The organism is Trichocoleus sp. FACHB-90, assembly GCF_014695505.1.
Lineage (GTDB): Bacteria > Cyanobacteriota > Cyanobacteriia > Cyanobacteriales > FACHB-T130 > Funiculus > Funiculus sociatus.
In genome coordinates, this window is sequence record NZ_JACJOK010000034.1 from 78,978 (window position 1) to 94,902 (window position 15,925).

The window sequence follows — 15,925 nt, forward strand, 5'->3', positions numbered from 1 at the left end:
AATATATAGTGTTAATGTTGAGTTTCTTTCCTCAACCCAACCTACTTTTGCTGGTCAAAATTTGTTGGTAAGCTTTAATGGTTGCTTGCGCGATCGCTTTCCAACTGTAATTTTTCAAAGCGTACTCTTGGGCATTGATTCCCCGTCGCTGTCGTTCGGAAGCATCAGCAAGCGAATCGCGCAATTGTTTAGTTAAACTCTCTACATCACAGGTGCAAACCCAGCCAGCTTCCGCTTGTTTAATTTCCTCCCAGATATAAACTTGGTCAGAAATTACTACCGGGGTTCCGTTACACATCGCCTCGGCTACAGCAATCCCAAAGTTTTCGTAGTAAGAAGGGAGGACGAATAAATCGGCATCTTGTAGTAAGGCAGTTTTCGACTCACCAGTTACAAACCCGGTTATAGTAGTGCGATCGCGTAAAGGTGACGCTTGCAACTGTTCTCGAATTTTGTTCTCATAAGCTGGATCTTGCGGATTTCCACCCGCCAGCACAAAGTGAAAATCAGCACCCTCTTCTAAAAGTTTTTCCAGGGCTGGAATCAGTAAATTTAGCCCCTTTTTCGGGTCAATTCGAGACATGAACAGCAGCAAAGGCTGAGTCTCCGGAATGCCTAATTCCTTTCTAGCTTGCCCTTTCGGGAGCATCGCTGGCTGCTTTACGCCCAAGGGAATCACCACGTCCGGCGTTGAAGTTCCAAAGCGTTCGGAAATCTTGGCTTCTTGGGGGCTGGTGAAGTGAATCCCCGCCGCACCTGCTAAATTGGGACGTTCCAGCAGTGCCGCATAAATCTGCTTGATTCTCTTCTTCTTGCGTAAGTCTGCGGGGTCTAGCGTCCCCAGAGGACGCATTAAATACGGTAAATGACGCGATCGCGCCACAGTCGCAGCCGCCGTGCTTACAGGCGAAAATAAAGCATGGATATGAGCTAAGTCAAATTCAGTTGCGTGTCCCGCTAGCCAGCGCAACAAATCCAGGGAAAACTTATAGCGCCGAAACGGGGAACAGGGGAAATAACGCACCTGATAGCCGTTTTGTTCCACCGGGCGGTCGAGAGGTACATCCAAGGGCGGCTGACCGACATCTCCGTTGCTATTTGTTGTTAGTACCGTCACCTCTACACCCTCTTGCGCCAGCGCCTCCGATAGTCCCAGCACCATCTGGCTAGGGCCACCGTAGACGAGGGAAATCGAAGGAATAATTTGTAGAATACGCATTTGATAATTGTTAATTGTTTAAAAGCCAATTAGCTATTAGCTATTAGCTCTTTGTAAAAGTCTAATTGCTGCTTGGCTAAAGCTTTATTTGTATATTGGTTTATTAGTCGTTTATAACCTAGCTGCCCCAGCTTATCAGCTATATCTGGTTGCTCTATTAGCTGCCTCAGACAATTTTGTAGCGCCGCCACATTCTTTTCTGGAAACACTAACCCAGCCTCTTTAATGACGTGAGGAATTTCGCCAGAGTCAGAACCAATAACTGGCACCCGGCAAGCCATCGCCTCAATCAATACATGACCAAACTGCTCTTTCCAACCAGCGGCAGTCAAAGTTTTAAACTGATAAGTTGTTTCTGAAGGTAGCACCAGCGTACTCATCAAATTTATATAGCGGGCTACCTCATCGTGAGGCACGCTTTCTATTAAAATTAACCTATCTTTGATACCCAGTTCGGCAGCGCGTTCCATCAGCACTGGCTGCAATGGGCCGCGACCGAGGAGCAAACATTTCCAAGAATGTTCTTGCAATCCACTTAACGCCTGCAAAAGCGTTATTAAGCCTTTCTCCTCCACAAATCGACCCACAAATCCAACTACAAATTCATCTGGTAAAATTCCATGTTTAGCAGCTAAATCTGGCTGTCTCTGCGGTTTAAATAAGGTTTCGTCCACACCCAACTGAGGCATGACTTTAGCTGGGCCTTTGTAGCCGCGTTGCCGTAAAATATCTACTCCGTCTTGATTACCAGCAATAATTCCGTGAGTATTCCGCAGATTATAAGCTTCAAGCAAAGAAATAGGGAATTTCAGTTTGTAGGGGAGATTCCACCAGGTGAAAAAGAGATTTTTGGCTTTCAATCCCAACAGGCGATTGAGAGCAATCATCTCCGCATAGCCGAGAGCTTTTGCCCCCTGTTCTACCTGAATAATCTGAGGACGAAACTGCTTTAATAGCCCAATTAAATCAGCGCCAAATGTAAGAATTCCCTGATTATTCTGGCTGAAATTAGAAACTGGTACGATGCGAAAATTGCCTTCTTCACGCAGTTGAGTTTCAATAATCTTGTTTTGGACACCCCCAGGCTTCCAACGCTTCGGCACAACGACAGTAACCTCAATGTCTGGTTCCAGATGAGCGATCGCGCGTAGTTTCTCACAATTGAGGTCAACGATATAAGTGTGACTAGCAACCAAAATCCTCATCGCGCAACTCCAAGTATAGTTTCTTGCTTTTTAACGCAAAGGGGTGCAGAGTTAAGCTTTCCTTTGCGAATCTTGGCGTTAACCTGAGCCTGCTTTGCGTTTAAATTCCAAATAATTAGCATTTCATCTGACTACTGACGACGGACTATTGACGGCTGATGATTCTGCTTCTTGGTCTTGCTGAGTGTAAATTTGACCTTCTTGCCAGCTGGATTGGATAACTGTGCTAAGTGCATTGAAAAAGCCTAAAGTGTAGGAAGCAAAGCGGGTCAAGACTTTTAAAGGGGAGCCGCTTTTGTTGCAAGGAGGATGCCCTAGTACATGACAGTCAAACAGCTTGGCAAAGAATCTTAGGCATTGACTTGGAGTAAGGTTTTTAAGCCCTAGTAGGAAGTGGTTGTGATAGAAGGTTAACTGATATTTTAGCGATCGCGTACTAATATCGTGGCATCCACCAGTTTCTTCTCCCAGGTGTACCAAATAAGCCTCTGGGTCATACCAAATCTTATAATTCGTCTGCCGTATCCGCAGACAAAAATCTGATTCTTCCCGCACCGCACTGCCACGAAATCGCTCATCAAACCGCAGTCCATACTTAGTGAAAATTTCGCGGCGGAAGGACATATTACAGCCTCTAGCTGTTAGCACTTGCTGCGGCTTCACCGTATGCACCAAATCAATATGATACCAGGCAATTCCAGGATCTATCGCTTCCGGGGGTAAATATTCAATTTCGTAAAGGTTATCCCCCGATTTTTCCTTTTTTGAATCTGCCAGTTTCATCCGGTCAAATACCCTTCCAGCTACTGCCCCAATCTCTGGTTTTTCCAAATAGTTACGAGCGTGGGCTGTTAAATATCCAATCGGCATCTGTACGTCATCATCAATAAACAGAATAATTTCTCCAGATGAGCGCCGTGCGGCATAATTTCTCGCCCCAGGTAAACTAGCCCAATCAACTCGATACCAGCGAATTTTTTCCGACTCTGCTAACTCTTCTAGATAAGCTTGAATTTCCGGTTTATGCGTGGAGGTTTGGTCAACTACCAACACTTCAAAAGCTGGGTAATCTTGCTTTAAAACATCCTTTAGCGTATCTTGCAAAGGCTCCTCACGTCCGTAGGTGGGAATAATCACCGAAATCAAAGGCCAGTTCATAGTTTACGGCTCCTTGCAAAAGTTATGAGTTATAGAGGCGGGGTTGATGAGAGCGGTGGCATCTCACAGATAATATACATAAACCCGCCAGCTGCGAGTTTTGAATTATGAGGGTTGAATTTTAACTTCCAATTCATGACTCATAACTCTTGATTTATTGAGGTTTCTTTTCTTTTTAGGTTCAGGCTCATTTTCCAGAGCTGCTTTTAGTTTCTCCTGTTCTTGCTGCTCTATTTCTGGCAATTTTAAAATAACTCCAGCCAAAAACCAGTAATAAATGGCCACCGGGTCTGTATCAAGTGGATACCAATAGGTGTTGTAGCTGATAATCAAAATAAAAACCCAGAAACTGGCTCCAAAGCTTCGTAAATTCTGCTCTTTAACAGAGCGGTATTTCTTAAAGGTAATCACCGTAAGTGTTGTGACAAGCGCTACAAAAGCGAGCGTTCCCACTGGACCAATTTCATAGAGCAATTTTGGATAGTATGTCTCTATCAGCTTGCCTTTGCCAAAGGCGCGCGTAGAGTTTGTAGCTCGCCCCAAGCCATTACCAAAAATTCCTTCTTGACCTTTAGATGTAAATTCAGCTTGAGAGGCAATAAATTCTGTGGGTGGCGAAGCATTCCAACGTGCAACAGCGCTATCTAACCGCTCTTGTACTATGCCAGGAAACATGGCCATGCCGATTGCTATAACCACAGCTAATCCTATTGCAATTGGTATAAATCTTTTCAGGTTAGCTATTTGGCCTGTGAGTATCAGCAGGATTATTATGACGATGGGAACTAAGATCAGGGCAATTCTTTGTCCACATATCACGGCATTGACAAACACGATCGCCATACCAGCTAAACCTCCCAGCCGCCAGAAAATATTTGGGTCGCTGAAGGCAGTGGCATAAGTTAAACAGGCATTTGATATTAGGAACCATGCCCAGTGCCAGGGAGAAACGAACGTACCAGGCAAGCGAATCACTCCCTGGGACGTACTATACAGTAGAGAGCCACCGACTAAACACTTTGCCTCCAGACTGGCTTTAAATAAATCTGCTCCTTCAACAGCAAAAGCTTCTGTACTCTTACAGATCCCAGTGAGTAGCATATTGTACTGCGCCAATCCCAGCACACAACAGATAATAGCGAGAACTACGTGTAATCGAGTTAGGAAAAGTAACTCTCGCTTGCTACGAATTAGATAGTAAGCGCAAGCGATCAGGGGAAGGTATCCCAGCAGAACTTTCAAACCTAAAAGCCCCATTGCGATCGGCTGTTCGCCTGGTCTTTTGGCTATAAACTGCTGAGAACCATTTACTAACAGCAAGGTGACTATACAGAACCCCAACAAAATGTTTAAGGGTGTCTTTAGACCTTTGGGAAGCAGGAAGGGTAAGCGTTTCTTTTTACATTCTTGATATAAGGCGATCGCTGCTGGAATATAAAAAGCATCTTTAGCTACCTGAAATAGAGCATTTCCGCCAGCCAACATATATACTACCGTTCCTCCGAAGGGCATATATATCAGAAATAGCCAAAGAGCTTTACGGGGATATTTATAGGAAAGAGCCAGAGAAACTATTGCTCCAACCGCTCCCCCGGCTATTTTCGGGCCGCCAAATGGAAACAGGAATAAACCCAGAAAAAGAGAGCCAAATAAAGTGGCGCTGGTATAGGCTATGAATTCTTCGCGCTCCTTAGTAGCCTTACGCTTTAATGCTGATTGTTCCTTCTTACTAAGAGCTGGAGTTTCAGGCGTTGGCTGCTTTTTAGATTTACTTTTCGATTTTGATTTTGTACGTGGCATGGTGGAGTAAAAACTATAAAATACTCCGTCTGATTACTTGATTGCTTCTATACAGATAGCATCCTCATGTCTATCTTTCCTTCCGACAGTTCCAATGGAATTTGACCCATCGCCATACTCGTACCGTCGTATATTCTTAAAGCCATGCTTTGTCAAAGCCTCTGTATGTGATGGCTCATCCCACATCCATTGATGTATTGAATTAGAAAATAATTCTTTAAGCCGCTCTTTAATAGTAATTCTACTTCCTGTATTTCCCAATCCTTCAGCTACATCTATCCAACACCCAATATTTAAACAAATGCCATTTTTATTCATCTCCATCGCCTGATTCATCGTTGTTTTTTCTCAATTAAAGTTGATGTTAGCTTAAAAGAGCAGATATGGGCTGGGCAAGATGCCCATTCCAAGATAGCTGCCGCAGGTTTATATTGGCAAATAAAATAATTAGGAGGATAGGCTTTTCCTATCCTCCCAGTAAGATTTAATTGAGTGGATTGCGGATGTCTCAGGAGACGGCTAGGTGTTGTTCAACCGCTAGTACCAGCTGTTCTGTCCAGTGGTAGGTAAGTTCGGCGCTTTGAGCTTCTACCATCACGCGGATGAGGGGTTCGGTGCCAGAGGCGCGAACTAAAATTCGTCCAGAGTCTCCCATTGCGGCTTCCGCTTTAGCGATCGCATTCATCAGTGCATCACACTCTTGCCATCGCCGACGGCGATCGCGATCTTCCACTCTCACGTTCCGCAACACCTGCGGATAGGTCTGGAAGCTTTTATCTACCAATTGCGATAGGGATTCTCCGGTGCTACGCACACGAGCCGCCAAATGTAAAGCGGTCAGCAGTCCATCTCCGGTGAGGCTGTAATGGTGACAAAGGATATGCCCTGACTGTTCGCCGCCCAGTTTTCCCCCAGTCCGTAGCATTTCTGCCTGGACGTACTGATCGCCTACAGAAGTCCTAACAAATTTGCCGCCTAGCTGTTTCCAAGCCAGTTCAAAGCCTAAATTTGCCATGACCGTCGCGACAATCAAATCCCCAGGCAACTGCCCCGATGTTTTGAGGGTTGTTCCCCAGAAATAAAGGATATAATCCCCATCAACAACGCGACCTTGGGAATCAACTGCCATCACTCGATCAGCATCCCCATCAAAGGCAAAACCTATATCTGCACCATGCTGCTTTACGGCTGACTGGAGGAAGGCGAGGTGAGTGGAACCGCAATTAACGTTAATGCGATCGCCATCAGGAAGATCGTGCAAGCAAATAACCTCTGCTCCCATAGCTTTAAATACCGCAGGTGCCAGATGCACAGCAGCACCCCAAGCGAGATCCAGCACAACCCGCAAACCTTGTAATTTTATCGATGGTGGCAAACTTTGGTGAAGCGAGTCAACATAATTTCTCACCAATTCTGGTCGATGATAGTGCTGTCCCCAAGTTTCATTTAAAATTGCAAAATTCCGATTTCCTCTCAACCCCGCCTCAATCTCCTGCTGCATCGCCGGGAGCAGTTTCGTACCATCTGAGCCAAAAAACTTAATCCCGTTATCTTCTGGCGGATTGTGGCTGGCAGAGATCATCACTCCTCCCACCGCATCCGTTGCGCTCACCAGATGAGCAACGCAGGGAGTTGGGCATAGCCCCAAATTCCAAACTTCAAGCCCTGCCGAGGTCAGACCAGCAGCAAGCGCCATCGCCAACATATCGCTAGAGTTTCTCGAATCCTGCCCAATAATCACTGGCCCTGCTGTTTTTGCCGATGTTCGCAGCACTTGTCCGGCCCAGAAGCCCACTTGCAAGGCAAGCGTTTCACTCAGCAGTTCTCCGAATTTTCCACGAATCCCATCTGTGCCAAACAGTGGTGTCGCGGGTAATGCTAGGGGACTTGAACCAGCTCTGACATTAAGGTTTTTTACAGCTGGTGCCGCATCAGCCAAAGACAAGGTAGATTCAGACAGGCCAGAGGGCTGAGTCCGAATAGGGGATGAAACCATATTTTATAATCACTCCACACAACACACTTACAGTGGAGAATAGCACTTTCAGGATTGACACTCTACCGCTATAGGCACAGATATTTAGCCGCTTGGCAGTTACGCTAGGCATGGTGGGCGATTTTCAAGGCAGGTTGCTTTCTTGTCCTGCCTCTGGGTTCACCCCATATAGCTTTTTATATATTTTCTTTCAATTGCCAAATGTTAGGTATTTAAACTCAGATTCAGAATCTGAGCCACTTTTTGGCGTTTGGTTCCACATTCGCCCATAGCATGGGAAAAGAGAATGAATGGATTTCTATTTTAAGAATGTTGAATAGGTAATGCGATCGCAAACTCGGTTCCTTGCCCAACCTGCGAAATTACCTCAATTCTGCCGCCATGCTTTTCAATAATCTGGTAACAAATCGCCAACCCAAGCCCGGTGCCTTTTCCTACTGGCTTCGTCGTGAAAAACGCTTCAAAAAGCTTACATTGGATTTCTGGAGGAACACCGGGGCCGTTGTCACGAATCCGCACCAGTACAGACGGGATATTATTTTCTGAATTTACAGTTTCTGTATGAATCACTATCTGTTTGACTGGTTGCTCTACTTGCTCTAGCAGAGCATCAATCGCATTGCTCAAGATATTCATAAACACCTGATTGAGTTGAGCTGGATAACACTCAACCAAAGGCAAATCTCCATATTCCTTAGTAATTTCAATTCCCTGCTTGAGACGACTATTGAGAATCAATAGCGTACTATCGATTCCTTCGTGAATATCGACAGATTTCATAGCAGCTTCGTCAAGACGAGAAAAGTTCCGCAAGCTAAGAACAATCTGGCGGATGCGCTCAGTTCCCATCTTCATCGAAGAAAGCATTTTCGGTAAATCCTCACCCAGAAAGTCTAGTTCAATGGCTTCCAGGTAGTCTTGGAGTTCTTGGTCAGGGTTAGGATAGCGTTGTTGGTAAAATTCGATTAAAGTTAATAAATTTTGAGTATATTCATTGACGTATGACAGGTTGCCATAGATGAAGTTAACTGGGTTATTAATTTCATGTGCTACTCCTGCTACCATCTGCCCCAGGCTGGACATCTTTTCTGTTTGAATTAGCTGGGCTTGGGTATCTCGGAGATTTTGCATAGCTTGATTGAGATCGTCAGCCTGAGATATTAATTCCATATTTAGCTGTTGCAAATCTTCGTGAGCTTCCTCTAGCTGCTCATGTTTGCGCCAAAGTTCGACGGTACGTTCTTTTACTCGTCTTTCCAATGTCATACGAGATAACTCTAATTTTTCGGTATAGTCTTTTACTCGGTGAATCAGATTGTTGAAGGCGATCGCTAATACGCCTACTTCATCTTTGGTGGTGACGGGAGCTTGCAAATCAAAATTAGCTTCCTCCGTCGCTTTTTGCGCTACTCTGGTGACAGCTTCAATGGGACGGGCGATCGCGCGACTGGTAGAAATGGCGATAACTGTAGCGATCGCGATCGACAGTAGCATTACGATAATTGCCACCTTTGTTCCTAAAGTCTCTGCTTCCTGTAGCGCAAGATAGGCTTCATCTTCTGCCTTGCGGGCGATGGCAATCAAGTTTTCTATATCTTCAGAAAATTCATCGAAATCGGTAGCCACGCTGTCGTTTGTAAAAGCGATCAGTGCCTGTTGTGCGGCTGGAACTTCTTGTGGTTTTAAATTAGACCAGTTAATTTGCTTTAAAAGGGCTTCTACTTGCTGAAAATAGCCTTCTACTTGTTTGTGCTGATTTTGGAGAAATTGCTGCAAATCCTGGCGATTTGTGCTATTTGCTAAAGTTTTTATTTCAGACAGCAGATGCACAACTTCATCTGAATGCTCAATATAGTGGGAATAGTGTTTTTTAAATTCCTCTGGTTGCGATATTAAAGATATAAATTGTTGTTGGTGGTTTCGTGCCTCTAATACGTTAAATTTCAATTCATGGAAAAGAAGTGTTTCTTTACGGGCAAGCTCTAGCTTTTCCTTAGCCTGAATTTCATATAAATAATCTCCTACTATACGCCCAATGTTAGTTCCTGCAATGGCTACAGAAAGGGCAAGGACATAGCCCAAGCCAATTTTTTTTCTAATACTGGAATGATGGATAAGTTTGCTTATCCACTGGGATGAAGGTTGTGAGAGCTTGGGTTGACTCTGTAGTAGCTCAGGATTATCAGCTACAACTTTGCTTCTTGGGGAAAAACCAGGGTCTTGAGGTGGCATAGTCAAGCGTTAAGTGAAATACTTAAATACTATTCTTAACCTGTCACTACTTAAATTTACACTCTGCTTTTACCATCAGCCTAACTTAGTTTTGCTCAAACTCCAACCTCAGACAAGAGCGGTTGCAGTGTCTCCCAGGTCAAGCCTTGCTGTATATAATGGGGAGAAGCGGGATTATAGGGGGCAAATAGCCTATCAATAGAGATAATTTTTGCATTGTCTGGCAGCACCAGGATATCGGGATCAAAAGCTGTGGGACGCATCAAAGAACTAGAGTATCCTTTAAAAATGGCAATTTGATCTTCTTCCCCAGCCACTAGAACGGTGACAAGTAAAACTTCTTGCGATCGCTTGACAGTGTATTGTTCCAGACGCTGTGCTACAGAATGGCTCATATAAATTGTTAGTGATAAATATATAGTAATAAATTATTGCACAACTAGCGATCTATTCTAATGATAGATAAAATACGAGATAGTTCCCATGCAGTTTTCTAAATTTGTAGAAAAAGGCATGTTTTTTTTACTTTATCAATAAATTATTTGAAGCATCGTATTATTAAAGTTTTCAATATGATGGGACTGCCCAAGTTTTTAACCACTGCAATGTGTTGTTTATGGGGAATAACTTCTGTGTAATACAAAGCCTTTTAAGTAGAAAGCAATTTTAGCGGATTACAGAGGACGATATACATTAAAAGTTTAGGGAAAGAAGACAAATTGTAGTAGGTAGGAAGCGATCGCGTTTAGGGTAAAATGCGATCGCTTTCTTCAACTACCTGATCTTACAGCCATCAACACAAATCTCAGCACGAAAATCCCAGCCAAAATCCACACTGCTAAACTGATTTCATGGGCTTTCCCTTGAAACGATTTAATCAGCGGATAAGTGATAAAGCCAATCGCTAGACCTTCGGCAATTGAGTAAGTTAAAGGCATTAGTAAAATTGTCAAAAATGAGGGAATAGATTCTGCTGGGTCGTCCCAACGAATCATCCGCACATTTCCCGCCATCAATACGCCAACAATTAACAATGCTGGTGCTGTGGCGAAAGCGGGAACTGCTGAAAGGAGGGGAATAAAAAATATCGATAGGGTGAATAAAATGGCGGTGACAACAGCAGTAAAACCGGTGCGTCCTCCTTCTGAAACTCCAGCGGCAGATTCAATGTAAGTGGTGACGGTGGAAGTTCCCAAAACTGCACCTACTGTAGTTCCTATCGCATCTGCCATCAGCGCTTCGCTGGCGCGGGGAAGTTCGCCATTTTCATCAATGTAGCCTGCTTGCGTTCCGACACCTGCGAGGGTGCCAATGGTGTCGAATAAGTCTATGAATAGAAAGACAAAGATAACGGCGACTAAATCCCAGATATTAGTTCTACCAATTTGACTCAAACCTAGGACAGCTTGCCCAAATAAATCTCCAGGCCACTGGGGTAATGCGACAATACCAGAAGGCGCGGGTGCGATGCGAAGAATCCATCCGAGTAAGGCAGTTGCGAGAATTCCCCACAGTAGCGCCCCTTTGATCCGGCGGGCGACAAAAGCGGCGGTGATGAGAATACCTGCGATCGCTACCAAAGTCGTTGGTTGAGCAAAATTACCCAAAGCGGTTTTCGTGGCGGGGTTTGCCACAATTATTCCCGCGCCGCCAGTCTGGGGATCGCCCGCCAAACCGATGTAAGCAATAAACAACCCAATTCCCGCTGCTGTGGCTTGTTTGAGACATTCAGGGATTGCTTTAATAATTTGGCTGCGAATACTTGATAGGGTGAGGGCAATGAAAATTAGCCCTTCGATTAAGACAGCGCTTAAAGCCACCCGCCAATCGATTTTTAGCGCCAAAACTACAGAGAAAGCAAAAAAGGCATTTAGCCCCATCCCTGGCGCAAGGGCGAAGGGATAATTTGCCGTTAAGCCCATCACCAAGGTAGCGATCGCGCTGGAAAGTGCCGTCGCTATTACCAACTCGCCAAACAAATCCTGCGGCTGGGAGAGAAAAATCGCATTTGACAAAATCCCCGGATTGACTGCCAGAATATATGCCATTGTCATAAAGGTGGTGACACCAGCCAACACCTCAGTGCGAAAGTTAGTGTTGAATTCGTCAAACTTAAAGAATCTCGCGATCGCGCCTTGCCACCCAGACGGGGGCGGAGAAGATCCGTGACTAGCAACGACTTCGCGATCGCTCAAATCATCGTGTTTCATGGTTGTACCCAGCAGCTACTGCACTCAGGATAAACTCTTATTGAATAACTTTTGGGATGATGCTACACAGTTTTGAGGAGGTGCATCCTGAGAGTAGGCGACACCCTCAAGGGTGCGGCTACTTGAGAAAAACTGCGTTAGCAGCCTTTTGCTAGCCTACTCTTGTCAAGCTTCGTTTGTCTAGCCGCACTGTAATAGGAATATCAGGAATATTTTTAACGTAATTTTATGTCCTCATCGAACAAATTTTCTATCAGGCACCACTGGTTCTGGCTTGGCATGACTGGCGTATTTTTAGTTTCAGTTGCCCTGAGATTTTGGGGTTTGGAACGATTTAATACTCTGGTATTTGATGAAGTTTACTATGCTAAATTTGCCAACAACTACCTAACTCAAACTCGTTTTTTTGATGGACATCCGCCTCTGAGTAAATACATCATTGCCGTGGGGATGTGGGTAGGCGATCGCTTCTTTAGGAGCGATGAAATGAATGGATTATCGGGTTCTTTGCGATCGCCTTGGAGTTACCGCTGGCTGAACGCACTCACAGGCTCTTTTATTCCCTTAGTTGTGGGAGCGATCGCTTATCAGCTGAGTTACCGCCGCAGCTATGCCTTAATTGCCGCCATATTTGCCGCCGCTGATGGTTTATTCTTGGTAGAGTCCCGCTATGCCCTCAATAACGTTTACCTAGTTATTTTTGGGCTAGTAGGACAATATTTTTTCTTGTTAGCATTAGCTAATCAATCAGCACGACGTTGGTTAACTCTTGCTCTTGCTGGTATATTTTTCGGCGCATCAGTTGCTATAAAATGGAATGGCTTATGGTTTCTATTAGGAGTATATTTTATTTGGGGTTTTGCCTGGATACTACAAATAGTTAATGATAAATTGTTTAAAAATAAAACTAAAGATAAACCTTCAATTATACCCAATAATTTATCCCCCCTTATTCCCAAAATACCCCTACAAAATTTAACACAACTAAATTTAATTCACATTTCAATAAATCTAGCAATAATCCCCTTTCTGTTTTACTCCGTTATTTGGATTCCTCACTTAAAACTAAACCCAGAATTTGGATTTTGGGAGGTGCAAAAGAAAATTTTGACGTACCACGAAGGGGTAGGTGATGGGCCTAAAGTTCATCCTTACTGCTCCCGATGGTACACTTGGCTGTTGATGCTGCGCCCAGTTGCTTACTTTTACCAAACCGCTCAAAATACTGCTGAAACTGTACCAAATTTACCACCTTTGCCTGTAGGTACAGCAAAAGTAATTTATGATGTTCATGCGATGGGGAATCCTATTTTGTGGTGGCTGTCAACAGCGGCAATTTTTCTACTGCTGTTGCTAGTAACTCAACGGTTTCTGACTAAAAAAAGTTGGAAATATACGCCAAGTGCTTCAACCTGGATAGCTCTATATTTAGTTTTTAACTGGTTAGCAAACGTGTTGCCTTGGGTGAGAGTGACACGCTGCACTTTTTTGTATCATTACATGGGAGCATGTGTGTTTGCTGCATTGGCGCTAGCTTGGATTGTCGATCGATGGCTATTTAGTCCGACACCTGAGTTTCGCGCGATCGCTATCACAATAATTGTGGCAATTTTGTTAGCTTTTATATTTTGGATGCCGATTTATCTGGGTTTACCTTTATCACCGGAAGCTTATAATTGGCGAATGCCGCGCTTCAATAGTAAATATGTGCCGTTTTGGTTGCGCCAATGGTTGCCAAATTGGGTTTAGAAAAATTATTGCTCGTTCTCCAAGCTTATGCCTGAAGAACGAGAGAAACCCGTTTATCGCTTTTTAAATATGGCACGGTAAACAGGTTCACCAGAAGAAATAGTAGATACTTCGCGCTCAGTCGGGACTGGTAACGGGTTAGGATCTAACCAGGTGTCACCTTGCCTTTGAAAAGCTGGGTGAGATGAGAAGCGATCGCGCATTTCTACCGCCACAACCTCAATATCTGACTGGAAAAATACAACTCCCCCACTAACAAGATATTTTGCCAAAACTTCCACCATCTCTGGCTGCACAACGCGACGTTTAGCATGGCGATTTTTAAACCACGGATCGGGAAATTGAATTGTCACGCGCTGCAAGGTGTCAGCTGGCAAAGAACCTAAAAGAGGATTTAACGAATTATTCACATTGCAAAATATGTAGTGGAGATTTTGCAATCCAGCGCTTACTTTCCGTTCATTTGCATCTTCTACCAACGGTTCTCGAATTTCCAAACCCAGAAAATTCCAATCAGGTTCCACAGTTGCCATATTGAATAAAAATCGCCCTTTGGCGCATCCAATATCCAAATGCAGGGGTTGCGTCGGATCGGCATAAATTTTCTCCCAGTCGGGAGGATTCACTGGTTCAAGATACTTCTGTGAAAGTGGGTTAACGTGTTGGCGAACTCGGACAGATCCCAAAATTTAAACTCCTTTTTCAAATATTCGACGGCTAAAGTCAAGGGCGAACAAACTAAGCCTGAAGACAGCAAGCTATATAACAATCCTAAATGAGTTGTAACCCTCTGTCTTTTATTTCTCTGCGCCCTCTGCGCCTGGAGTGGTTCGTTTTTTTACGAATCAAATAGGACTGCTATAGATAATCAGCTTACTCTCGTTAGGCTTAATTTGTATAGCGCCATACTGAAGCTCTGCGCCAGCTTTTGTCGTAAGGTAATGTAGCAAAGGTTATGATCTACAGGGATCAGTATTATTACATCCCCCAATCTTTCTTGGCATTATCTCTATGAGTCTGAATTTCCGCTTTGCTGTAGTCAGCGACTTACACATCGCGCTTCCTCACACTATTTCCGATCATCCCAGCCGATTTCATCTGGTGGAAGTAAGTATCCCAGCACTAGAGATTGTACTGGAAAATCTAGAAAAACTCGACCTAGATTTTCTGTTGTTACCCGGAGATTTAACCCAAGATGGAGAACCAGATAATCACGCTTGGCTTGCTAAGCGTCTGTTGAAGCTACCTTTTCCAGTCTACGTCGTTCCGGGGAATCATGATGTACTGAGTTTACTATCAACTGGGCAAAATATTGGGCTAAAAGATTTTCCCTACTACTATCAGCAGTTCGGTTATAAAAATCCAGAGCAGTTGTATTATACTTGTGAAATTTTGCCTGGATTGCGGCTAATTGGGCTGAATTCTAATCAGTTTGATAACCAGGGAAAGCAGATAGGATGTTTAGACGAGCAACAATTGGCTTGGCTGCAACAGGTGTTAGCAGATATTGATGATAACGAGTTGGTGCTGGTGATGGTGCATCACAACGTTGTGGAGCATTTGCCTAGACAATCGCAACATAAGTTAGGACGTAGGTATATGCTGAAAAATGCACCTTTACTGTTGCAAATACTCCGCGATTCTGGAGTAAATCTGGTATTTACAGGGCATTTGCACGTTCAGGATATCGCTTGCGATCGCAATGTATTTGATATTACCACGGGTTCTCTAGTTAGCTATCCTCATCCCTACCGGATATTGAACTTTCGCACCGACAAGGAAGGCAGAAAATCCTTACAGATTGAGTCACCACGGGTAGAATCCGTGCCAAATTACCCAATGCTATCGCAGAAATCGAGAGAGTGGATGGGCGATCGCTCTGTTCCCTTTATGCTCAAACTGCTAACCGATGCGCCTTTAAATCTACCAATAGCAGAAGCCGAAAAAATAGTCCCCAATTTGCGCTATTTTTGGGCAGATATTGCTAATGGCGACGCTTTATTTGACTTTTCGGAATTCACCCCCGCAGTAAAGCGATATTTCGAGTCATTTGGCGCGATCGCTACCGATGGCACCCCTAACCTTATCGACAACTCCACAACTTTATTGATTTAATTTACGATCCCTACTCCTGCTATCTACCATTAGGAGGATGCTACTTAATATCTGCCTTGACTAGATTAAAGCTCTAAACATATAACGGCTCTACCGAACTTGTTATGTAAAAATGTTAAAAATAGCTAATCAAAATAGCAGAAACAGAATAGGTATAAGAAGTGACATTTGTTGCGGGGCTTGAATTCTGGGATTGATTGTGATTAAGTAGATGCAGTAAAAAAGCAGCCCCAGACTGGGT

Annotated in this window: 12 protein-coding genes; 2 read left to right on the top strand and 10 right to left on the bottom strand. The window is 44.1% G+C overall.

Translation table 11 applies throughout. From position 1 onward, the window contains the following. Window positions 1-31 precede the first annotated feature (31 nt). The 9 genes from hpsP to H6F74_RS10560 form a co-directional block, all read right to left on the bottom strand. A complete protein-coding gene (gene hpsP / locus H6F74_RS10520; protein WP_190440268.1) occupies window positions 32-1,219 on the bottom strand; it encodes a hormogonium polysaccharide biosynthesis glycosyltransferase HpsP in 1,188 nt (395 codons plus the stop codon). 29 nt (window positions 1,220-1,248) lie between these two features. Then, on the bottom strand, window positions 1,249-2,424 hold the full coding sequence (gene hpsO, locus H6F74_RS10525) for a hormogonium polysaccharide biosynthesis glycosyltransferase HpsO (RefSeq protein ID WP_190440273.1): 1,176 nt from the start codon (window positions 2,422-2,424) through the stop codon (window positions 1,249-1,251). A 123-nt stretch (window positions 2,425-2,547) separates the two neighbouring features. Further along, a complete protein-coding gene (gene hpsN / locus H6F74_RS10530) occupies window positions 2,548-3,582 on the bottom strand; it encodes a hormogonium polysaccharide biosynthesis glycosyltransferase HpsN (protein ID WP_190440276.1) in 1,035 nt (344 codons plus the stop codon). 105 nt (window positions 3,583-3,687) lie between these two features. Further along, window positions 3,688-5,382: a hormogonium polysaccharide biosynthesis protein HpsL gene (gene hpsL, locus H6F74_RS10535; protein ID WP_190440279.1), complete on the bottom strand. Its 1,695-nt coding sequence runs from the start codon at window positions 5,380-5,382 to the stop codon at window positions 3,688-3,690. 33 nt (window positions 5,383-5,415) lie between these two features. Next, window positions 5,416-5,718, bottom strand: a complete 303-nt coding sequence (locus tag H6F74_RS10540; protein WP_190440281.1) for a hypothetical protein — start codon at window positions 5,716-5,718, stop codon at window positions 5,416-5,418. 172 nt (window positions 5,719-5,890) lie between these two features. Next, window positions 5,891-7,378 carry a phosphoglucosamine mutase gene (gene glmM / locus H6F74_RS10545; protein WP_190440284.1) on the bottom strand — a complete coding sequence of 496 codons (1,488 nt, stop codon included), beginning with the start codon at window positions 7,376-7,378 and terminating at the stop codon, window positions 5,891-5,893. Between the two features lie 303 nt (window positions 7,379-7,681). Further along, window positions 7,682-9,610 (bottom strand): ATP-binding protein, encoded by a 1,929-nt coding sequence (locus H6F74_RS10550; protein ID WP_190440287.1) that lies wholly within the window; start codon window positions 9,608-9,610, stop codon window positions 7,682-7,684. Between the two features lie 95 nt (window positions 9,611-9,705). Then, window positions 9,706-10,005: a hypothetical protein gene (locus H6F74_RS10555; RefSeq protein ID WP_190440289.1), complete on the bottom strand. Its 300-nt coding sequence runs from the start codon at window positions 10,003-10,005 to the stop codon at window positions 9,706-9,708. Between the two features lie 375 nt (window positions 10,006-10,380). After that, a complete protein-coding gene (locus H6F74_RS10560; protein ID WP_190440291.1) occupies window positions 10,381-11,820 on the bottom strand; it encodes an NCS2 family permease in 1,440 nt (479 codons plus the stop codon). A gap of 228 nt (window positions 11,821-12,048) precedes the next feature. Here H6F74_RS10560 and H6F74_RS10565 point away from each other — a divergent pair, with 228 nt between their 5' ends. Then, window positions 12,049-13,569 carry a phospholipid carrier-dependent glycosyltransferase gene (locus H6F74_RS10565; RefSeq protein ID WP_190440302.1) on the top strand — a complete coding sequence of 507 codons (1,521 nt, stop codon included), beginning with the start codon at window positions 12,049-12,051 and terminating at the stop codon, window positions 13,567-13,569. Window positions 13,570-13,622: 53 nt separating this feature from the next. On the opposite strand, the gene trmB is transcribed toward H6F74_RS10565, so the two are convergent. Next, window positions 13,623-14,255 carry a tRNA (guanosine(46)-N7)-methyltransferase TrmB gene (trmB, locus tag H6F74_RS10570; RefSeq protein ID WP_190440305.1) on the bottom strand — a complete coding sequence of 211 codons (633 nt, stop codon included), beginning with the start codon at window positions 14,253-14,255 and terminating at the stop codon, window positions 13,623-13,625. A 325-nt stretch (window positions 14,256-14,580) separates the two neighbouring features. Between trmB and H6F74_RS10575 the strand changes: the two genes are divergently transcribed. Then, entirely contained in the window at window positions 14,581-15,684 is a 1,104-nt protein-coding gene (locus tag H6F74_RS10575; protein ID WP_190440308.1) for a metallophosphoesterase, read from the top strand. The last annotated feature ends 241 nt before the right edge of the window (window positions 15,685-15,925 follow it).

Bases quoted from the DNA above. Each gene is read 5' to 3' on its own strand.
- hpsP (WP_190440268.1), bottom strand. From the start codon at position 1,219: ATGCGTATTCTACAAATTATTCCTTCGATTTCCCTCGTCTACGGTGGC.
- hpsO (WP_190440273.1), bottom strand. From the start codon at position 2,424: ATGAGGATTTTGGTTGCTAGTCACACTTATATCGTTGACCTCAATTGT.
- hpsN (WP_190440276.1), bottom strand. From the start codon at position 3,582: ATGAACTGGCCTTTGATTTCGGTGATTATTCCCACCTACGGACGTGAG.
- hpsL (WP_190440279.1), bottom strand. From the start codon at position 5,382: ATGCCACGTACAAAATCAAAATCGAAAAGTAAATCTAAAAAGCAGCCA.
- H6F74_RS10540 (WP_190440281.1), bottom strand. From the start codon at position 5,718: ATGAATCAGGCGATGGAGATGAATAAAAATGGCATTTGTTTAAATATT.
- glmM (WP_190440284.1), bottom strand. From the start codon at position 7,378: ATGGTTTCATCCCCTATTCGGACTCAGCCCTCTGGCCTGTCTGAATCT.
- H6F74_RS10550 (WP_190440287.1), bottom strand. From the start codon at position 9,610: ATGCCACCTCAAGACCCTGGTTTTTCCCCAAGAAGCAAAGTTGTAGCT.
- H6F74_RS10555 (WP_190440289.1), bottom strand. From the start codon at position 10,005: ATGAGCCATTCTGTAGCACAGCGTCTGGAACAATACACTGTCAAGCGA.
- H6F74_RS10560 (WP_190440291.1), bottom strand. From the start codon at position 11,820: ATGAAACACGATGATTTGAGCGATCGCGAAGTCGTTGCTAGTCACGGA.
- H6F74_RS10565 (WP_190440302.1), top strand. From the start codon at position 12,049: ATGTCCTCATCGAACAAATTTTCTATCAGGCACCACTGGTTCTGGCTT.
- H6F74_RS10575 (WP_190440308.1), top strand. From the start codon at position 14,581: ATGAGTCTGAATTTCCGCTTTGCTGTAGTCAGCGACTTACACATCGCG.